Raw genomic sequence first — 18384 nt, 5'->3', positions numbered from 1 at the left:
GGTCGCCCTAGCCCGCAGGGGCGTCCTCCGCCGCCTCCTCGGCCTCTTCGCCGTGCTGGACGATGTCGCCGTCCTGGAAGAGAATGCCTTTCGCCGTCTCCCGCCACTGCGGCTTGGCGCGGAGCAGGAATTCGAGCTCCATGCTGAAGTGCTTGTACTCCTCGGCGAGCGAGTCGAGCATGATCGCCTTCGCCACCTCGTCCTTCTCGACGGCGATGCGCTGCTCGTACCAGCCGATCGCCTCCGCCTCCTCGGACAGGCTGGCGCACATGCGAGCGAACGTGCGCGTCTCCTCGCTGAGCTCGCTGGGGGGCTCGTGATACTGGTCGGTGGACACCGGCTCTCCCTTCGTCGGGACTCCATCCCATGTCCGCGGGCGCGAACTCTCAAGGGGGAGAGTACGCCCTTCCCAACTGCGTCCCGCAGGGACAGGATGTGGCCATGACGGACACGAATGGCGTCGGCATCGTCGGCGTGAACACCATCGGCATCCCGGTCGAGGATCAGGATCGCGCCCTCGCCTTCTACCGTGACGTGCTCGGCTTCGAGGTGCGCGTCGACGCGCCGCTGCCGCAGACCGGTGGGCGATGGATCATGCTCGCACCGCCCGGATCGGCGGTGTCCGTCTCGCTCGTCCGCGCTGATGAATCGGCTCCCGCCGGGGTGGAGACGGGCATCCGCTTCGAGGCACCGGATGCGGAGCGCGTGCACGAAGCGTTGCGTGAGCGCGGGGCCGAGGTGGGCGAGCTTCTGCGCTGGCCCGGCGTTCCCGCGATGTTCGCGGCGCGCGACGCCGACGGGAACCGGTTCGAGGTCGTCGAGACTCCCTGATTCCTCCCGATCGGCGGCTCGGCTCGCTACTGTGTTGCTGAGGGGGTCCACTGATGAGTGCACTGATGGCCGGTCTGGAACGAGACGAGCGACGCAGGCGGCGCGTGACGTTGCTGGTGGTGGTGAGCTGTGTGACCGGGCTCGGCACCTGGCTTGCGGCGCCGTTCGGCGTCGTCCTGCTGACGCGCGGGGAGCCGATCGGATGGCTCCTGCTCGCCGCCGGAGCCGTCCTCCTCGCCGCGACCGTGGTGGCGATCGCCGCGGCCCGTCGGGTGCACCGTGCGCCCGAGAGTGTGCCGGGCAAAGCCAATCCGCGGTTCGACGAGCCTCAGCCGTCGCCCGATCCCCGCGGCGGCTACAGCACGGTCGGGTCGCAGCTCGGGTCCCGATGACGGGGTCCCGGTAACAGGGCGGAACGTGCTGTCACCCGGTCGATAGGGTGACGGGATGAGTACCAACGTGATCGTCGTCGGCGCGGGCATCGTCGGCGCTGCTACGGCTTGGGCGCTGGCACGCGAGGGTGCGTCGGTGCTGCTGCTGGAGGCGTTCGAGCGGGGTCACGACCGCGGGTCGTCCCACGGGGCGACACGGATCTTCCGGCATGGCTACGCGGAGGCCGACTACGTGGAGTTGTCCGTCCGCGCGTTGCAGGGATGGAAGCATCTCGAGCGGGTGAGCGGACGCCTGCTCCTCGACGCGACCGGCGCCATCGATCACGGCGACCACACGGCACTGACCGCGATCGCCGCCGCTCAGGATGCGGCGGGGCTGCCGTACGAGTGGCTGACGGCAGCCGAGGCGCAGGGCAGGTGGCCCGGGCTTCGCTTCGAGGCGCACGTGCTGTTTAGCCCGGGCGGCGGGCGGCTGCATGCCACCGACGCCATCGAAGCGCTGCTGGACGCGGCGCAGGATGCGGGGGCGGATCTCCGCTTCGGCGTGCGGGTCTCGCGCATCGACGAGGACGGCGACGGGGTCTCTGTGACCGCCTCCGACGGCATCCACCAGGCCGACCGGGTCGTCGTGGCGGCCGGGTCGTGGACGCCCGAGCTGGTGCGGCCCTGGCTGGCGGCGCACGGTGCGGAGCTCCCCACGGTCACCGTTACCGAGGAGCAGCCGGCGCACTTCCCGCTCCGCCCCGGTCCCGCAGACAGCGAACGGGCGTGGCCGAGTTTCGTCCACCATCCGACCGACCACGCCGGGCAGAGCGCCTATGGGCTGCTGACGCCGGGGGAGGGCGTGAAGGTCGGGTTCCACGGTGTCGGACCGGAGGTGGATCCGGACGCGCGCGACCGCAGCATCGACCCGTCGCGGCTGGCAGGGTTGCAGGCGTACGTGGAGGAGTGGGTCCCGGGTGTCGACTCCACTCGCCCGGACGGTATCAGCTGCCTCTACGACAGCACCGAGCAGGAGGACTTCGTGCTCGATCGCGTCGGCCCGGTCGTGGTCGCGACGGGATTCTCCGGCCACGGCTTCAAGTTCGGCCCGGCCCTCGGCGACATCCTCGCCCGGCTCGCGCTGCACGACGAGAGCGCGGTCCCGCGCTTCCGCCTGGCGGTCGCCGCGCCCGACGCGTCCCCGTGACCGAGGGTCGCGCGCCCGCTAGACCTGCGCGCCGAGTTTGAAGCCCTGCGGCTCGTCGCCCTTGCGCGTGTACGAGAACCCGTCGGCGCCGATGGTGACCTCCATCTCGGAGTCGTCGGTGCGGGAGGTCAGCGGCTGAGGGTTGCCGTCGAGGTCGAGCACGACGGAGGCCTCCGTGTACCAGGACGGCACGACCGGGTTGCCCCACCAGTCGCGGCGCTGGTTGTCGTGCACGTCCCAGGTGACGACCGGGTTGTCCGGGTCGCCGGTGTAGTAGTCCTGCGTGTAGATCTCGACGCGGTGCCCGTCGGGGTCGCGCAGGTAGAGGTAGAACGCGTTGGAGACGCCGTGACGGCCGGGCCCGCGCTCGATGCAGTCGCTGCGGCGGAGGGCGCCCAGCTTGTCGCAGATCGCGATGATGTTGTGCTTCTCGTGCGTGGCGAAGGCGACGTGGTGCATCCGCGGGCCGTCCCCGCCGGTCATCGCGGTGTCGTGCACAGTCGGCTTGCGGCGCATCCACGCGGCGTAGGTGGTGCCGGCCTCGTCCTGGATGTCCTCGGTCACGCGGAAGCCGAGGTCCTCCATGTAGGCGACGGCGCGCGGGACGTCCGGAGTGACCTGGTTGAAGTGGTCGATGCGGACGAGCGCTCCCGGCGTGTAGAGGTCATAGCGCCAGGCCAGACGCTCCACGTGCTCGACCTCGTAGAAGAACTCGTACGGGAACCCGAGCGGGTCCTCCACGCGGACCGAATCGCCGACGCCCTTCGTGAAGCCCTCGGCGCGACGTTCCACCCGGCAGCCGAGTTCGGTGTAGAACTCGACCGCTCGGTCCAGGTCCTCCGGCGTGCGCACGCGGTACGCGAACGCGGCGACGGCCGCGACCGGGCCCTTCCGCAGCACCAGGTTGTGGTGGATGAACTCCTCGAACGACCGGAGGTAGACGGCGTCCTCGTCCTCCTCCGTCACGACCAGGTCCAGTACGTCGACGTAGAACTCCCGGCTGGCGGCCAGATCGGTCACGACCAGCTCCATGTAGGCGCAGCGGACGACATCCGGGGGCGTCGCGTTCGGTGTCGGGATGCGGTGCGCGGGCGCCGGGATGGGATCGGTGCCTGTCACGACGGGCTCGGGGGAGTCGGGGGTGATGGTCATGATGGTGCTCTCTCTGCGCTGAGGATGGATCGGAAGTCGAGGGGAGGTCAGGCGTCGCCGGCGTCCTCGGCGGCCTCCGCCGCCTCCTCCGGCTGGTGCACGGTCGCACCGAAGCGGGCGGTGTGGACGGGCCCCAGCGTGATGTGGACGGCCTGCTGGTCCGTGTAGAAGTCGATGGAGCGGTAGCCGCCCTCGTGCCCGAGCCCGGACGCCTTCACGCCGCCGAACGGAGTGCGCAGGTCGCGCACGTTGTGGGAGTTGAGCCACACCATCCCGGCTTCGACGGCGCTTGCGAACGTGTGGGCACGCTCGAGGTCGCTGGTCCAGATGTAGGCGGCGAGGCCGTAGCGGACGCCGTTGGCGAGCTCCAACGCCTCCTCGTCGGTGTCGAAGGGGGTGATCGCGACGACCGGGCCGAAGATCTCCTCCTGGAAGATCCGGGCGTCCGGCGCGACGTCGGCGAACACCGTGGGCGCGACGTAGTTGCCGTGGTCGAGCCCGGCCGGGCGGCCGCCGCCGGCGAGCAGGCGGCCCTCCTGCTTGCCGATCTCGACGTAGCTCATGACCTTCTCGTAGTGCTCCGGGTGCACGAGCGCGCCCACCTCGGTCTTCGGGTCGTGCGGGTCGCCGACGACGATGTTCTTCGCGCGCTCGGCGTAGCGGGTGAGGAACTCGTCGTAGATCGGACGCTCGACGAGGATGCGGGAGCCCGCGGTGCACCGCTCACCGTTCAGCGAGAACACGCCGAACAGGGTGGAGTCGATCGCGGCGTCGAGGTCGGCGTCGGCGAAGACGACGGCAGGCGACTTGCCGCCGAGTTCCATCGAGAGCCCCTTCAGGAACGGGGCGGCGTTGGCGAAGATCAGCTGCCCGGTGCGGCTCTCGCCGGTGAACGAGATGAGCGGCACATCCGGGTGCTTCACCAGCGCGTCGCCCGCCTCTTCGCCGAGCCCGTTCACGAGGTTGAAGACGCCGTCCGGGACTCCGGCGGACCGGAAGATCTCGGCCCACAGACTGGCGGACAGCGGCGTGAACTCGGCCGGCTTGAGCACCACCGTGTTGCCCGTCGCGAGTGCCGGAGCGAGTTTCCAGCTCTCTAGCATGAATGGGGTGTTCCACGGCGTGATGAGGCCGGCGACGCCGATCGGCTTGCGGTTGACGTAGTTGAGCTGGCTGCCCGGCACCGTGTAGGCGTCGTCCGCCTGCGCGACGATCAGGTCGGCGAAGAAGCGGAAGTTCTCCGCAGCCCGCTGCGCCTGACCGAGTGCCTGGGTGATCGGAAGGCCGGTGTCGAACGTCTCGAGTTCGGCGAGCCGCGCATCCTGAGCCTCGACGGCGTCCGCGATGCGGTTCAGGATGCGCGCCCGCTCGCGGGGCTTCATCCGCGGCCAGGGACCCTGCGTGAATGCGCGGGTGGCCGCGGCGACGGCGAGGTCGATGTCCTCCTTCTGCCCGGCGGCCGCCTGCACGTAGACCTCGTTGGAGACCGGGTCGAGCACGTCGAACGTCCGGCCGGAGACGCTGTCGACGAACTCGCCGTCGATGAAGTGCTGGATGCTGGCGGGGAGGTTCTCGGGGACGTGGTGGGTGGACACTTCGTGCTGCGCCATGCGCGGGCTCCTGTCGGGTGGATGCGGTCAGTGCTGCTTGTGCTCGTTCTGGTACGCCTGCAGCGAGTCCAGGGTGGCGAGCCGGTGGCGGCGGGCGGCGAGTTCGATCTCGAGCGGCTCGGCACCGGACTCGATGAGCGTCAGGATGTGCTCGTGCTCGTCCACCGACTCACGGGCGCGGCCGGGAACGAAGCTGAACGTGGAGTCGCGCAGCACGGTGAGCCGGTTCCAGCCGCGGTGGACGAGGTCGAGGATGTGCGGGTTCGGGCACTCCTCGAACAGCACCGCGTGGAACTCCTGGTTGAGCTGGGTGAAGCGGTGCGGGATGAAGTCGTCGAGGCACGCGATCATCTCGCGGTTGATCGCGCGGGCGCGCTCGAGGTGCTCCGCTGTCAGCCGCGGCGCGGACTGCTGGGTCGCAGCGCCCTCGACGAGCGCGAGCGTCTCCATCGTGTACGTGTATTCGGCCTCCTGAAGCAGGGCGACCTGGGCGCCGACGTTCTTCTCGAACGTGACCAGCCCCTCCGCTTCGAGCCGCCGGATGGCCTCGCGCACGGGCACGACGCTGATGTCGAGCTCGCCGGCGATCTGCCCGAGCACGAGCCGGAACCCGGACACGTACCGGCCGTCGTCGATGCGCGCCCGGATGAAATCGTAGGCGAGCTGCGACTTGCTCGGCGCGACGGTCTTCAGCGCTGCGTCAGCCATGCGCGGTACCTCTCTTCCCACTCGGCGTTCATCGGGAAGAGCCCGTCGACGCGGGCGCCCTCCGAGACGCGCTCGGCGATGAACTCCTCCTGCCGTTCCTGCTCGATCGCGTCCGCGACGACCTCCTCGACGAGGCCGGGCGGGATGACGAGCAGGCCGTCCGCGTCCCCGACGATCACGTCGCCCGGCTGTACGGCGGCGCCTCCGCAGGCGATCGTGACGTCGGTCTCCCACGGCACGTGCTTGCGGCCGAGCACCGCCGGGTGCGGGCCGTTGTGATACGTGGGGATGTCGAGGGCGGCGACGACCGCGAGGTCGCGCACACCGCCGTCCGTGACGATGCCGGCCGCGCCGTTGACTTGGGCGCGCAGGGCGAGCACATCTCCGACGGTGCCGCTGCCGCGTTCGCCGCGGGCCTCGATGACGAGCACTTCACCCGCACCTACGGAGTCGAAGGCGCGCTTCTGGGCGTTGTAGCCGCCGCCGTGGGAGGCGAAGAGATCCTCGCGGTTCGGGAGGTAGCGCAGCGTCCGCGCCGTGCCCACCACCTTCGTGCCGGGTCGGGTGGAGGTGAGGCCGTCGATGCTGACGTTGTCGAGGCCGCGCTTGCGCAGCTGCGAACTCAGTGTCGCGGTGGCGACGCTCGCGACCTTCGCGCGCAGCTCGTCGGTGAGGACGAAACCGGGTTCGGCGGGAGTGCCATACGCCTCGGCACGTTGCAGGTCGTCGACGCTGGGCTTGGTGCCGAAGTCGCCGAAGGGGATGCGGCCCTCGGTGATGCGCGTCACGAGGCGTCCGGTGCTGGGCGCGCCGGGCGCGGTGGGCGCATCCACCTCCACCTCCACGGTGTCGCCCGGAACGGTTACCGAGGAGCCGGCCGGTGTGCCGGTGAGGATGATGTCGCCGGGCTCCAGCGTCATGAGCTGCGAGAGGTCGGCGACGAGCCGGCCGAAGGGGAAGAGCAGGTCGTGGGTGCTGCCCACCTGGACGAGCTCGCCGTTGAGCCACGTGCGGACGCGCAGCGTGCCGGGATCGAGATCGGCGGCGGGAAGGATGCTCGGTCCGAGCGGTGTGAAGCCGTCGCCGCCCTTGGAACGGACATTGGAGCCCTTGTCCGCCGCGCGTAGGTCGTAGAGGCCGAAGTCGTTGGCGGCGGTCACGCCCGAGACGGCCGCCCAGCCGTCCTCCGGCGAGACCCGGCGCGTAGGCCGGCCGATGATCAGCGCGATCTCGCCCTCGAAGGCGAGGAGTTCGGTGCCGGCGGGACGCTCGAGCTCGCCGCCGGTCGCGGCGACGGACGACGAGGGCTTGAAGAAGTACGAGGGCTGAGCGGGGGTACGCCCGCGCTGCGCGGCTCGCGACCCGTAGTTGAGGTGCACTGCGATGATCTTGCCGGGCCGGGCGATGTCATTCACGGGTGCTGCTCCTCGTCGTCGGGGATGGGTCCCACGGGACCATATGCGACATCATATACGATCCGCACGGTTGGCGGAAAACGCATCAATAGCTCGCCGCCGGCTCGTCGGGAGAGCTTCCGAGGAAGCGGTCCGCCAGCGCCTCGGACGACCGGGCCAGCAGCGTCACGTCCGCACCGACCAGCAGGTAGGCGGCGCCGGCGGCGGCGTAGCGGTCCGCGGTCGCCGGGTCGAAGGCATTGACGCCGACGGGTGTCCCCGCGGCGACCCCTGCTGCGATGACGCGCTCCACGGCGGCCACCACGTCCGGGTGATTCTGCTGCCCGAGCAGCCCCATCGAGGCGGCCAGATCGGCCGGCCCGACGAGGAGCGCATCCACGCCGTCCACCGCCGCGATCTCTGCGGCGGCGTCAAGCGCATCCACCGTCTCGATCTGCACGGTCAACGACACCAGCTCGTTCGCCCGCGCGAGGTAGTCCGGGATGCGGCTCCAGCGCGACGACCGGGCGAGCGCGCTGCCGACGCCGCGCACGCCCTGCGGTGGATACCGCACCGCCCGGACCATGGCCTCCGCCTGCTCGACGCTGTCGACCATCGGCACCAGGACGTTCTGCGCGCCCAGGTCGAGCAGCTGCTTCAGCACGACCGTGTCGCCGTACGGAGCCCGCACGATCGGCACGACGGGGTAGGCCGCGACGGCCTGGAGCTGGGCGAGGATCGACTCCAGCCCGACGGGGGAGTGCTCCCCGTCGATGAGCACGATGTCGAGGCCGCTCCCCGCGCAGATCTCGGCGACCAGGGGGCTGCCGCCGCACGACCATATCCCGTACAGAGTGCGGTCGGTCGTCCGGAGGCGGTCGGCGAAGGTCGGTGTCGCGAAGTGCTCGTGCGGGCTCAGGCGAATCGGCATGTGACGGCCCCCAGGGTTCCGTAGTCGGCGTGGACGGTGTCGCCGCGCTCCACCCACATCGGGCGGGTGAACGAGCCGGCGAGGACGATGTCGCCGGCCTCCAGGCGCGTGCCGTGCTGTGCGAGCTTGTTGGCGAGCCAGGCGACGCCGTTCGCCGGATGGTCGAGTACCGCGGCAGCGACGCCGGACTCCTCGATGGTCTCGTTCCGGTACAGCAGTGCCGAGATCCAGCGCAGGTCGACGGCGTCCACCGCGACGGGACGGCCGCCCACGACCATGCCGCCCATCGCGGCGTTGTCGGAGATCGTGTCGACGATGGTGCGGCCCTGCATCTCGATCCGGGAGGAGAGGATCTCCAGGGCGGGCACCACGTACTTCGTCGCGTCGAGCACGTCGAACAGGGTCACGTCGGGGCCCTCCAGCGGCGATCGGAGGACGAAAGCCAGCTCGACCTCGATCCGCACGTTCGAGAACTGGTCGAAGGGGATGACCGCGCCCGTCTCGTAGACCATATCGGCGAAGATCGCGCCGTAGTCGGGCTCGGTGATCCCGGTCGCCTGCTGCATCACCTTCGAGGTGAGACCGATCTTGCGGCCGACCAGGCGGCGGCCCTCGGCGAGGCCGCGCTCGACCCGGAGCTTCTGGACGGCGTACGAGTCCTCGACGGTCATCTCCGGGTGGCGCGCGGTGAGGAGCGGGACCGTCGTCCGGTCGCGCTCGGCTGCCGCCAGTTCGTCGGCGATCTCCTGGATGGTCGGGGTGTCGAGCACCGATGGGCTCCCTTCGACGTCGGAGGAGGGGCGGTAGCCCCGGATTGGATCGTATATCATCCACGCGGTGTCGGCCATGGTAGTAGGATGTTGATACGTAGTTACATGGAAGACAGGGTATGGCCATCATCACAGCGCGAGCATTCAATCAGGACACATCGGCAGCGAAGCGCAGCGCAGCGACGGAGCCCCTGATCATTACCGACCGTGGCGAGCCGTCATTCGTCCTCCTGACGTACGAAGAGTACGAACGACTGTCCGGCAGGCAGCGCAACATTGTCGAGATGCTACGCCAGGACACACGGGGCGACTTCGATTTCGAGTTCCCGCGCGCGAACCTCGAGGCTCGGGACATCGAGCTGTGAAGTGGCTCATCGACACCATGGTCCTCTCGGCGACACGACGGCCGGACCGTTCCGACCCCGCCGTCGTGCGATGGCTGGAGTCGCAGAACCCGTATTCGCTCCACCTCTCCGCCATGACGGTGTTCGAGATCGAGCTGGGCGCCGCGCGCAAGGAGCGCAGTGATCCGGAGCAGGGTGCCGATCTGCGGGTGTGGGTGGACGAGGTCATCGAGGCGTTCGGTGACCGCATTCTGCCGGTCGACCAGGAAGTCGCCGCCGTGGCTGCCGGCTACCACGTTCCCGACCCGCGTCCGCGGGCCGATGCCTTCATCGCCGCGACCGCCGAGGTCAACGGTTTGGGCGTCGTGACCCGCAACACGCGTGATTTCGAGACGTTCGACGTTCCCCTCTTCAGTCCGTGGGAGAGTGGCACGCCCGCGCGACGCTTCGAGTCATAGCCGGCGGCGCCGCTCGGCCCAGACGTACAGGGCGAGGTAGGCGACGAAGGACGCCGCCAGCCCGCACACAAGCAGCGCGGCCGACGGCCGCGCCCAGAGCAGCTCGCCACCCCGCAGCACCAGCGCGAGCAGGATCAGCACGAGACTGACCAGCTGTGCCTGGAAGATCTGCCGGAACGCACTCCACCGGGAGTCACGCAGCATCCACAGGTTCACCATGCCGGGCAGCGTGAGGATGGCGCCGCAGACGCGGGTCGTGAGCGGCGTCAGCATCCACGCCCAGCCCGAGACGCCCAACTGCGGCGCGATGAACAGCGTGAGCCCGACCACAAGCGAGCACAGGCCGATGAGGGCGAGCAGGACGCGCACCCACCCGGGCACGACGACCTCCCGCTCTGCGGGCAGCCGTGAGTCCTCGCCGCGGTTGACGATCATCGCGGCGAGCACGAGGAACGGCGTCGTCACGTACAGCGTGATCCAGACGTCGAAGGCGAGGAAGCCGAAGTGGAACCGGTCCAGGTGGAGGAACGTCGCGACCCCGAGCAGCGTCGCGAAGAGCAGCACAGCCGGGAAGCCGTAGCGCACCGCATGCCACTGGTTCGGCCGGACCACGTGCACGAAGAACACCACGCCGCCTGCATACGTGCTGCCGAGGAACATTGCCGTGATGGGGGGAAGGATCGTCCAGGCGAAGAACCGGTCCGTCGTCGCGGCCAGGGGGTAGAGCAGCATGAACGCTGCCACCAGGAACGGGACAATGATGACGCCGACGATGCGCGTGTAGAGGTGGATGCGGTCGCTCACGCCGCCTGCGCTTCCGCTTCGGCTTCCGCCACCGAGAGTGCACGCCCCGCCTCGACCGCGGCATCGAACACCCCTGCGTCCGCTCCGGCAGCGAGCATGCGGTCCACGAACAGCTGGTGGAACGAGAATGCCGGCGCGTTGTGCAGCCCGGTCCGCTCGCGCAGGGTCCGGGATGCTCCGAGCAACCTGCCGGCCCGCACCGGGTCGCCGGCGAGCGCAGCGACCGCCACGAGTCCCTCCAGGGCGTATGCGACGCCCTCCACGTGCCCCAGTCGGCTGGACAGGTTCAGGCACGCCTCGAAGTCGGCGGTCGCGGCCGCAGGATCGCCGAGCAGCAGCCGCGCCCACCCGCGGTGGTGCTGGGCGATCGTCACCCCGAGTTCGTCGCCGTTGCCGCGGGCCAGCGTCAGGCTCTCCTCGAAGTGGCCGAGTGCCGCATCCACCTGCTGCCGGAGGAGGGCGACACGCCCCAGCATGACGAGTGCCATCGCCTGTCCCCACCGGTCGTCGCAGCCGCGGAACAGTCCGAGGCTGGTCTCCATGGCATGGTCCGCGGCGGCCGGGTCCGGCTGAGGCGACGCCAGCACGGCCAGCGCATACGAGATGAGGGCGAGGGCCTCGCCGTCGGCGTCGTCCGAGCGGTGGAACAGGTCCGCGCTCTCGGTCAGGCGGGCGGCGACCGTCCCTTCGTGGTCCTGCCAGAAGGCGATGGCCTGCGTGAAGTACAGTGCGATCGCCCGGGTTCGGTCGGTGAGCGCGTCTCCGCTCGCGAGTACCTCCTCCATCCACCCCCGCACCTCGCCGAGCAGTCCGGACACCCACCAATAGATGTACAGGCTCCAGGCGAAGTGGGCGGCGCGATCCCAGTCGCGCTGTTCGAGCAGGTACTGCGCGGCGGCGCGGAGGTTGCCGGAGTCTTTGGCCAGGCGCATCACCCAGTCGTGCTGCGCGCCGCCCTCGAGCTCCGGGTCGGCGCGATCCCCGAGCGCGACGAAGTACGCGGCGTGGGCGGCACGGACCGCCGGGAGCTCGCCCTCCCGTTCCAACTGCTCGCGTGCGTACTCGCGGACGGTGGCGAGCAGTGAGAAACGGGACTCGCTGGCGTCGTCGTGCTGCCGCACCAGACTGTTGTCGACCAGCACGGCGAGAGACGACAGGGTGTCGGCGTCGCTCGCCGTCTGCGTCGCCGTCGCGGACTCCGCCGCGATCGCTTCGGCCGCCTCCAGTGCGAAGCCGCCTTCGAACACGCCCAGCCGCGCCAGCAGGGAGCGCTCCGAGGCATCGAGGAGCTGGGTGCTCCATTCGATCGTCGCCCGGAGGGTCCGCTGCCGCTCGGGGAGGTCGCGAGCGCCCCCGACGAGCAGCGGGAGGCGGCGGTCGAGCCGGCGCGCGAGCTCGGCGGGCGGCAGCACGCGGATGCGCGCGGCGGCCAGCTCGATCGCGAGGGGCAGACCTTCCAGGGCCACGCAGATCCTGGCGACATCGTCCGCGTTCGCCGGCGTGATCTCGAAGTCGGGCCGCACGGCGTGCGCGCGCTCGACGAACAGCGCCGTGGCGGACTCGGCCGGCAGCGGGCCGAGGTCGTAGCTGCGTTCGCCGCCCAGCCGGAGCAACGACCGGCTGGTCACGAGAGCGCTGACTCCTGGCGCTTCGGCCAGCAACGCGGTCACGGCGGGCGCGGCGGCGAGCGCCTGCTCGAAGTTGTCGAGCACGAGCAGGATCCGGCGGTTCTGAAGCGCGGTCGTCACCTTGTCGTCGAGGGGTGCGTCGCCGGTGTCGCGCACTCCGAGCGCCCGGGCGAGCGCACCGGTCAGCCCCGCCCGGTCGCGGACGGGGGAGAGGTCCACGAAGACGGAGCCGTCCGGAAAGGCGTCCGCCACTCCGGATGCGGCAGCGATCGCCAACCGGCTCTTGCCCATCCCGCCGGGGCCGGTGATGGTCACCAGCCGGGCGCCACCGGTCAGCATCGCGCGGACGGCGGCCACGTCCTCCTGGCGGCCGATCACCGGGGTGAGCGGCGCAGGCAGGGAGGTGACCGGCGATCCCGGGGTCACCGCGGCCTCCGGGCGGGCGGGCGCAGGCCGTCCGTAGGCCGCGGCCCGGCTCAGCTCGAAGCGCTCGGCGAGCAGGACGGCGAGGTCCGCTTCGAGCAGCACCTGCACCTCCTCCGCCGACTCGAAGTATTTGAACGACGCCCGGTCGTCGGTCCGGATCCGGTCGAGCAGCTCGGTGAGCCGGGGCTCGCGTCCGGGCGCCGGAGACTTGATGTACATGAGGCGCGGGAGATCGGGCGGGCACAGGTTGTACTCGTCCTCGAGTCCCGAGACCTCCTCGTCGGGTGCGACCCAGCCGTACCGCTCCCAGTAGAGGCCGACGAAGACATCGCTCTGCTCCAGGTAGGCGCGATAGAGCTCGCGCGGGGGATGCGGCCGGGCGCCGAGTTCGAACATCACCGGAGCGAGGTGCAGGCGCTCGATAGCGGCGCGCGCCGCATGCCGTTCAGCGGCGAGCTCCTTGAGGGTTGAACTGACGAAGATCCGCAGCCGCTGGTCCGGCGTTCGGATGACGGGATGGCCCCCACTCATGCCCGCATTGTCTGCCCACGGACCCGTCCTGCACTAGAGCCCCCTCCCGCAGCCGTCGAGCACAGGAAAAATGCGCGCTCTCGCGGCGTGTCGTGCGCAGTTTTCCTGTGCTCGACGGCTGCGGGGTGGGGAGGGTGGCTCGTGCGCCCCGGAGAGGGGATGACGGGTGGATCGGGCGAGAGACGAGACTGGGAGGGTTGCTCGCGAGGAAGGTTCCCGATGACCGCTGTGCCCGGATGGTATGACGACCCGAATGCCCGTGGAATGGCCCGGTACTGGGACGGAGCGGCATGGACGCAGCACGTGCACCCGCTGCCCACGCAGGCAGCGGCGCCCGCAGCGGCGCCCGGCTACCCCTCGTCTCCGTACGCGCCCTACCCGACGCATCAGCCGGGCTACACCGCCTACGGCCCGATGGTCCCCGTGAAGAACAGCCGAGCCACCCGCGCGCTCGTCTGGGGGATCATCAGCATCGTCATCAACCCGTTCGCGCTGCCGTCGATCCTGGCCATCGTCTTCGGAGCTCAGGGCCGCAAGGAGGCCGAGCAGCTGGAGGCCGCGGGCTACCAGGATTCGGGCCGCGCCCGGGCCACGGCGGGGCTGGTCGTGGGAATCGTCGGTGCTGCGCTGTTCGTCGTCTGGATGCTGTTCTACTTCGCGCGCCGCTGAGCGTCCGGCAGGGTCGCGACCCTCGTGGTCCGGCTGTCGCCGTCAACCGGCTCGGTGAGGGTGCGGAGGGCGGCGGCGGACGCCGAGCCGGGCTCGGCGTGGTAGATCACGAGGAGTTGCCCGCCGGAGTCGCCGATCGGGAGCTTCTCGCGGCTCAACTCCAGCATCCCGGCGCGCGGGTGGTCGAGCCGGGCGACGCCGCCACCGAGGCTGCGCACATCGTGCCGCGCCCAGAGCCGGCGGAAGTGGTCGCTGCCCAGGGACAGCTCGCCGACGAGCTGCGCGATGCGCGGGTCGTCGACGTCGCTCCCGATGGAGGCGCGGAAGGATGCGATCAGCCCGGCGGTCGCCTGCTCCCAGTCCGGGTAGAGCGCGCGTTCGTCCTCGTCGAGGAACAGCGAGCGCAGCCGGTTCCGACCCGGCTGGATCGAGGGTGACAGCGCAGTGGCGAGGGCATTGGCGGCCAGCACATGGAACATGCGGTCCTCCACGAAGGCGGGGAGTTCCAGCACACCGAGCAGCTGGAGCACACCCTTCGGCACGGTCCGCCGGGGAGGACGTCGCGCCCGCGCGGGCGCCGGCTCTGCGAGGCTCAGCAGGTACGCAGTGGCAGCCGCATCCAGGTCGAACACGCGCGCCAGCGACGTCAGCACCTGAGCCGACGGGTGCCGGTCGCGGCCCTGCTCGAGCCGAAGGTAGTAGTCGGCGCTGATTCCGGCCAGCGTCGCGACCTCCTCGCGGCGCAGGCCCGGGGTGCGGCGGACGCCGGTCACCCGGAGTCCGACGGTGGCCGGATCGACGAGCTCGCGACGCGCCCGCAGATACTCGCCGAGCGAGTTGGGGTCGGAACGGGAAGGCACACGGCGAGTCTAGGAGCGGGCCGCCACCCCAGCCAGGTCCTCCTGTCCCCAGGATCGCGGGAGCACTCCCTGGCGGCGGGCGGCGGGCGCAGAGTGGAGGCATGACATCCACGGATCGCATTTCCACCACCTCGACCAGCTTGCCCGGCGGCAGCTATCGCGTCGGAGACCTCGACCTCACCCGCGTCGGCTACGGCGCCATGCAGCTCGCCGGGCCCGGCGTGTTCGGCCCGCCGGCCGACCGGGAGGGCGCGCTGGCCGTGCTGCGTGCGGTCGTCGAGGCGGGGATCACCCACATCGACACCGCCGAGTTCTACGGCCCCCACATCACGAACGAGCTGATCCGCGAGGCCCTCGCGCCGTATCCCGACAGCCTCCACATCGTCACCAAGGTCGGCGCCGAGCGGGACGCCGAGGGCAATTGGCCGCATGCGCGCTCGCCGCAGCAGCTGCGCGATCAGGTGCACCAGAATCTGCGCTCGCTGGGCGTCGACGCGCTGGATGTCGTCAACCTGCGGGTGGGCGGCTTCGACCGTCCCGAGCCCGGTTCGCTCGCCGAGCAGTTCGGTGCGCTGGCCGACCTGCAGCGGGAGGGACTCATCCGGCATCTCGGGCTCAGCACGGTGAGCGCGGAGCAGCTGGCGGAAGCGCAGACCATCGCCCCGGTCGTGACGGTGCAGAACTTCTACAACATCGCCAACCGGCACGACGACGCTCTGATCGAGCAGACGGCGCGCGAAGGGATTGCGTATGTGCCGTACTTCCCGCTTGGCGGCTTCACGCCCCTGCAGTCGGGCGTGCTCGCCTCGGTGGCGGAGCGACTGGGAGCGACACCGCTGGCGGTCGCGCTGGCGTGGCTGCTTCAGCGGTCGCCCAACCTGCTGCTGATCCCGGGAACGTCGTCCGTCGCTCACCTGCGCGACAACATCGCGGCCGCCGGTGTCCCGCTGCCGGAGGACGCCGTCAGGGAGCTCGACGCCATCGGCTGAGGTGCGAACAGGGGTGCGAACATTGCCCGTTGCGTCGGATGCGAAATCGTATATCATTGCCGCACGGAGCGCCGCTCCGGACAACGATGTCGCAGCACCTCGGGAGTACACAACGATGAGCACATCCCCTTTCACACCGACCGGAAGCATCCGCTCGCAGACGGACCGCCGCCGTGTCGTCTTCGCCACCGTGATCGGCACCACCGTCGAGTGGTACGACTTCTTCATCTACGCCTCGGCCGCCGGCCTGGTCTTCAGCCAGCTGTTCTTCGCCCAGGCCGGCCCGCAGTTCGCAACCGTTCTGTCATTCCTGACGGTCGGCGTGAGCTTCCTGTTCCGTCCGCTCGGCGCGTTCCTCGCGGGTCACTTCGGCGACCGGTACGGACGCCGCCGGGTGCTGGTCGTCACCCTCATCCTGATGGGAGCCGCCACCGCGCTGGTCGGCCTGCTCCCGACCTACGAGGCGATCGGTATCGCCGCGCCCATCCTCCTCATCCTGCTGCGCGTCCTCCAGGGCATCTCGGCCGGTGGCGAGTGGGGCGGCGCTGTGCTGATGGCCGTGGAGCACGCACCGACCGCCAAGCGCGGCCTGTTCGGTGCTTCGCCGCAGATCGGGGTCCCGCTGGGGCTGCTGCTCGCCTCCGGCGCCATGGCCGCGATGACGGTCATCGCGCCGGGGGACGCCTTCCTGGCGTGGGGCTGGCGTGTGCCGTTCCTGCTGTCCGTCGTCCTCATCGTGATCGGCTACTGGGTGCGCCGGCGAGTGGATGAGAGCCCGGTCTTCGTCGAGATCGCCGAGCGCCGCGAGCGCACCCGCATGCCGATCGTGCAGGTCTTCCGCAAGCACTGGCTCCTCGTGATCGTCGCCGCTCTGGTGTTCGCGGGCAACAACGCGGTGGGCTACATGACCACCGGCGGCTACATCCAGAACTACTCGACCAACCCGGAGGGCCCGCTGAAGCTCGACCGCGGGCCGGTGCTGTGGGCCGTCGCCGCCTCCGCCGTGACCTGGCTGGCGGCGACCTGGTTCGCCGGCGCGCTGAGCGACCGCATCGGCCGCCGGACGACGTACATCATCGGGTGGATCCTCCAGCTCGTCGGTGTGTTCACCCTCTTCCCGCTGGTGAACACCGGCAACATCGTGCTGCTCTTCCTGGGGCTCGCGATCCTGACCATCGGCCTCGGCTTCACGTACGGACCGCAGGCGGCGCTGTACTCGGAGCTGTTCCCGGCGTCCATCCGCTTCTCGGGGGTGTCGATCTCGTACGCGATCGGCGCCATCCTCGGCGGAGCGTTCGCGCCGACCATCGCCACGGCTCTCGTGCAGGCGACGGGAACCACGCTGTCGGTGACCTGGTACCTGGCTGGAATGACGGTGATCGGGCTGCTGGCGACGCTGGTGCTCCGCGACCGGACGGGCATCGCCCTCGGCCCGGACCACGAGGCGGAGCAGGCGGTCAGCCCGATCCGCGGCGTTTCGCAGCGGCCGGAACGCCAGCGCGAGACCGCGCGCAGCTGACCACCCGCTGACCTCCCGCCCGCCGCCCGCAGCCGCCGAGCACAGGAAAACTGCGCTCCCGCGCGGCGGGTCGACCGCAGTTTTCCTGTGCTCGGCGGCGACGGGCGGCGGGAGGGGTTAGAGGGCGATGAAGCGGAGCAGGTGGGGGGCCAGGGCCTCGCCCGAGACGTCGTGCGTCTGGCCGGCGACGATCTCGAACGCGCCGTCCTGGGCGCCGGAGGCCACGCCTTCGGCGCCCAGGCGGAGGAACCCGGGCGTCTGCTCGCCGGCCAGACCGAGGACCGGAACACTGACGGCCTGCAACAGGTCGTCCGGGATGCGGCTGTCGCCCATCGCGGCGTCGTCGTAGGCGAGCGTCGGGGCGAGGGCCAGCGTGGCCTCCCAGCCGGGGGAGTTCCGCATCCCGGCGATCCCCTCCTCGGGAACACCGACCCGCCGCAGGAACAGCTCGACCGCTCCGGCCCGATCGCCGGCCGCGAGCGCCGCGAGGAGCTGCTGGGTGTACGCCTCCGCGGAGGGCAGCATCGCGTCGGGCAGGTAGGGCGGCTCGTACACGGCCACCCGCGGGACGGCCTGAGGGCCGAGCGCCGCCGCCGCGGCGAGCACCAGAGCGCCGCCCGACGACAGCCCGAACAGCGTGGCGGTCCCACCCGCCGCATCGATCAGGGCCGCGAGATCGTCGATCTCGCGAGCGACCGCGACCGCACGCGCGGACGGGTCGGCGAGCTCGTCGGAACTCTGCCCGCGGCCGCGCCGGTCGTAGAGGACGACGGTCAGCCGGTCGCGGAGGGCGGCGCCGATCTGCCGCATCGGACCCGCGTCGCGGTAGCAGCTTGCTCCATCGACGAGGATGACGGCCGGGCCGTTCCCGTCGAGTTCGTAGGCGAGGGTGGTTCCGTCGGAAGAGGTGACCGTGCTCATGGCACGCCAGCGTATCCCCTCGAGCCCGGTGGCAGGAGTGCGCGCGCCCCTCAGCGGCCCTGGCGCCGGCGCACTCCGAAGCCGATCAGCACGCCGCCACCGATGGCGACCAGCACCCCGGCGCCACGGACGAGCCACTGCACGTCACCGAGTGCGGCCTCGACGAGGAGGGGTCCGGCCAGACCGGCGACGACCAGCGCGATCCCGAGGATGAAGAACCACGGTGACCCGTTCGTCCGCTCGACCATGCCCCGAGCC

At 70.5% G+C, this 18384-nt stretch carries 20 protein-coding genes; 8 read left to right on the top strand and 12 right to left on the bottom strand.

What is annotated here, in order from left to right; genetic code table 11:
* Positions 1-7: 7 nt before the first annotated feature.
* Positions 8-337 (bottom strand): hypothetical protein, encoded by a 330-nt coding sequence (locus P3F85_RS09185; RefSeq protein ID WP_374006922.1) that lies wholly within the window; start codon positions 335-337, stop codon positions 8-10.
* Positions 338-441: 104 nt separating this feature from the next.
* Here P3F85_RS09185 and P3F85_RS09180 point away from each other — a divergent pair, with 104 nt between their 5' ends.
* Genes P3F85_RS09180 through P3F85_RS09170 form a run of 3 tightly spaced genes read left to right on the top strand, consistent with a single transcriptional unit; the run spans position 442 to position 2412 of the window.
* Complete coding sequence (locus tag P3F85_RS09180; protein ID WP_374006920.1) at positions 442-831, top strand: VOC family protein; 390 nt, start codon at positions 442-444, stop codon at positions 829-831.
* Between the two features lie 53 nt (positions 832-884).
* The gene (locus P3F85_RS09175; protein ID WP_374006919.1) at positions 885-1223 is read left to right on the top strand and encodes a hypothetical protein; all 339 of its coding nucleotides are present in this window, start codon (positions 885-887) and stop codon (positions 1221-1223) included.
* Positions 1224-1278: 55 nt separating this feature from the next.
* A complete protein-coding gene (locus P3F85_RS09170; protein WP_374006918.1) occupies positions 1279-2412 on the top strand; it encodes an FAD-dependent oxidoreductase in 1134 nt (377 codons plus the stop codon).
* A gap of 18 nt (positions 2413-2430) precedes the next feature.
* On the opposite strand, the gene hpaD is transcribed toward P3F85_RS09170, so the two are convergent.
* From hpaD to hpaH, 6 genes are all read right to left on the bottom strand, one after another.
* A complete protein-coding gene (gene hpaD, locus P3F85_RS09165; RefSeq protein ID WP_374006917.1) occupies positions 2431-3564 on the bottom strand; it encodes a 3,4-dihydroxyphenylacetate 2,3-dioxygenase in 1134 nt (377 codons plus the stop codon).
* A gap of 47 nt (positions 3565-3611) precedes the next feature.
* Complete coding sequence (gene hpaE, locus P3F85_RS09160; protein WP_374006916.1) at positions 3612-5174, bottom strand: 5-carboxymethyl-2-hydroxymuconate semialdehyde dehydrogenase; 1563 nt, start codon at positions 5172-5174, stop codon at positions 3612-3614.
* Between the two features lie 27 nt (positions 5175-5201).
* Positions 5202-5882 carry a GntR family transcriptional regulator gene (locus P3F85_RS09155; RefSeq protein ID WP_374006915.1) on the bottom strand — a complete coding sequence of 227 codons (681 nt, stop codon included), beginning with the start codon at positions 5880-5882 and terminating at the stop codon, positions 5202-5204.
* Positions 5864-7297 (bottom strand): fumarylacetoacetate hydrolase family protein, encoded by a 1434-nt coding sequence (locus P3F85_RS09150; protein ID WP_374006913.1) that lies wholly within the window; start codon positions 7295-7297, stop codon positions 5864-5866. Before P3F85_RS09150 ends, P3F85_RS09155 begins: the two co-directional genes overlap by 19 nt.
* 85 nt (positions 7298-7382) lie before the next feature.
* Positions 7383-8207, bottom strand: a complete 825-nt coding sequence (locus tag P3F85_RS09145) for an HpcH/HpaI aldolase/citrate lyase family protein (RefSeq protein WP_374006911.1) — start codon at positions 8205-8207, stop codon at positions 7383-7385.
* Positions 8192-8977 carry a 2-oxo-hept-4-ene-1,7-dioate hydratase gene (gene hpaH, locus P3F85_RS09140; protein WP_374010907.1) on the bottom strand — a complete coding sequence of 262 codons (786 nt, stop codon included), beginning with the start codon at positions 8975-8977 and terminating at the stop codon, positions 8192-8194. The genes P3F85_RS09145 and hpaH overlap by 16 nt, the downstream gene beginning before the upstream one ends.
* 119 nt (positions 8978-9096) lie before the next feature.
* On the opposite strand from hpaH, the gene P3F85_RS09135 reads away from it, so the two are divergent.
* Both P3F85_RS09135 and P3F85_RS09130 read left to right on the top strand, forming a co-directional pair.
* Positions 9097-9342 (top strand): type II toxin-antitoxin system Phd/YefM family antitoxin, encoded by a 246-nt coding sequence (locus tag P3F85_RS09135; protein WP_374006909.1) that lies wholly within the window; start codon positions 9097-9099, stop codon positions 9340-9342.
* The gene (locus tag P3F85_RS09130) at positions 9339-9779 is read left to right on the top strand and encodes a type II toxin-antitoxin system VapC family toxin (protein WP_374006908.1); all 441 of its coding nucleotides are present in this window, start codon (positions 9339-9341) and stop codon (positions 9777-9779) included. Before P3F85_RS09135 ends, P3F85_RS09130 begins: the two co-directional genes overlap by 4 nt.
* Here P3F85_RS09130 and P3F85_RS09125 read toward each other — a convergent pair.
* Positions 9774-10583, bottom strand: coding sequence for a hypothetical protein (locus P3F85_RS09125; RefSeq protein ID WP_374006907.1), 810 nt, complete (start codon positions 10581-10583; stop codon positions 9774-9776). The genes P3F85_RS09130 and P3F85_RS09125 overlap by 6 nt on opposite strands.
* Positions 10580-13168, bottom strand: coding sequence for a DUF4062 domain-containing protein (locus P3F85_RS09120; RefSeq protein ID WP_374006905.1), 2589 nt, complete (start codon positions 13166-13168; stop codon positions 10580-10582). Before P3F85_RS09120 ends, P3F85_RS09125 begins: the two co-directional genes overlap by 4 nt.
* Before the next feature lie 219 nt (positions 13169-13387).
* On the opposite strand from P3F85_RS09120, the gene P3F85_RS09115 reads away from it, so the two are divergent.
* Positions 13388-13837, top strand: coding sequence for a DUF2510 domain-containing protein (locus P3F85_RS09115; RefSeq protein ID WP_374006903.1), 450 nt, complete (start codon positions 13388-13390; stop codon positions 13835-13837).
* Here the strand turns inward: P3F85_RS09115 and P3F85_RS09110 are convergent.
* On the bottom strand, positions 13819-14697 hold the full coding sequence (locus tag P3F85_RS09110; RefSeq protein WP_374006902.1) for a helix-turn-helix domain-containing protein: 879 nt from the start codon (positions 14695-14697) through the stop codon (positions 13819-13821). The genes P3F85_RS09115 and P3F85_RS09110 overlap by 19 nt on opposite strands.
* Before the next feature lie 101 nt (positions 14698-14798).
* Here P3F85_RS09110 and P3F85_RS09105 point away from each other — a divergent pair, with 101 nt between their 5' ends.
* Together P3F85_RS09105 and P3F85_RS09100 are read left to right on the top strand one after the other, a co-directional pair.
* Positions 14799-15686 (top strand): oxidoreductase, encoded by an 888-nt coding sequence (locus tag P3F85_RS09105; RefSeq protein ID WP_374006901.1) that lies wholly within the window; start codon positions 14799-14801, stop codon positions 15684-15686.
* A gap of 115 nt (positions 15687-15801) precedes the next feature.
* Positions 15802-17205, top strand: a complete 1404-nt coding sequence (locus P3F85_RS09100) for an MFS transporter (protein ID WP_374006899.1) — start codon at positions 15802-15804, stop codon at positions 17203-17205.
* 117 nt (positions 17206-17322) lie between these two features.
* On the opposite strand, the gene P3F85_RS09095 is transcribed toward P3F85_RS09100, so the two are convergent.
* Together P3F85_RS09095 and P3F85_RS09090 are read right to left on the bottom strand one after the other, a co-directional pair.
* A complete protein-coding gene (locus P3F85_RS09095; RefSeq protein ID WP_374006898.1) occupies positions 17323-18126 on the bottom strand; it encodes an alpha/beta fold hydrolase in 804 nt (267 codons plus the stop codon).
* Positions 18127-18176: 50 nt separating this feature from the next.
* Complete coding sequence (locus P3F85_RS09090) at positions 18177-18374, bottom strand: hypothetical protein (RefSeq protein WP_374006896.1); 198 nt, start codon at positions 18372-18374, stop codon at positions 18177-18179.
* Between the last annotated feature and the right edge of the window lie 10 nt (positions 18375-18384).

It is taken from the genome of Leifsonia sp. T36S-04 (assembly GCF_042465655.1).
In the GTDB taxonomy this organism is placed as follows: Bacteria; Actinomycetota; Actinomycetes; order Actinomycetales; family Microbacteriaceae; genus Leifsonia.
The sequence above is the reverse complement of the archived record's forward strand: the minus strand, read 5'-3'. Positions and strand labels throughout refer to the sequence as shown.

Excerpts from the sequence above, each read along its gene's own strand:
- P3F85_RS09135 (WP_374006909.1), top strand. The coding sequence starts at position 9,097 with ATGGCCATCATCACAGCGCGAGCATTCAATCAGGACACATCGGCAGCG.
- P3F85_RS09180 (WP_374006920.1), top strand. The coding sequence starts at position 442 with ATGACGGACACGAATGGCGTCGGCATCGTCGGCGTGAACACCATCGGC.
- P3F85_RS09100 (WP_374006899.1), top strand. The coding sequence starts at position 15,802 with ATGAGCACATCCCCTTTCACACCGACCGGAAGCATCCGCTCGCAGACG.
- P3F85_RS09095 (WP_374006898.1), bottom strand. The coding sequence starts at position 18,126 with ATGAGCACGGTCACCTCTTCCGACGGAACCACCCTCGCCTACGAACTC.
- P3F85_RS09105 (WP_374006901.1), top strand. The coding sequence starts at position 14,799 with ATGACATCCACGGATCGCATTTCCACCACCTCGACCAGCTTGCCCGGC.
- P3F85_RS09170 (WP_374006918.1), top strand. The coding sequence starts at position 1,279 with ATGAGTACCAACGTGATCGTCGTCGGCGCGGGCATCGTCGGCGCTGCT.
- hpaD (WP_374006917.1), bottom strand. The coding sequence starts at position 3,564 with ATGACCATCACCCCCGACTCCCCCGAGCCCGTCGTGACAGGCACCGAT.
- P3F85_RS09155 (WP_374006915.1), bottom strand. The coding sequence starts at position 5,882 with ATGGCTGACGCAGCGCTGAAGACCGTCGCGCCGAGCAAGTCGCAGCTC.
- hpaE (WP_374006916.1), bottom strand. The coding sequence starts at position 5,174 with ATGGCGCAGCACGAAGTGTCCACCCACCACGTCCCCGAGAACCTCCCC.
- P3F85_RS09090 (WP_374006896.1), bottom strand. The coding sequence starts at position 18,374 with ATGGTCGAGCGGACGAACGGGTCACCGTGGTTCTTCATCCTCGGGATC.
- P3F85_RS09175 (WP_374006919.1), top strand. The coding sequence starts at position 885 with ATGAGTGCACTGATGGCCGGTCTGGAACGAGACGAGCGACGCAGGCGG.
- P3F85_RS09120 (WP_374006905.1), bottom strand. The coding sequence starts at position 13,168 with ATGAGTGGGGGCCATCCCGTCATCCGAACGCCGGACCAGCGGCTGCGG.
- P3F85_RS09145 (WP_374006911.1), bottom strand. The coding sequence starts at position 8,207 with ATGCCGATTCGCCTGAGCCCGCACGAGCACTTCGCGACACCGACCTTC.
- P3F85_RS09115 (WP_374006903.1), top strand. The coding sequence starts at position 13,388 with ATGACCGCTGTGCCCGGATGGTATGACGACCCGAATGCCCGTGGAATG.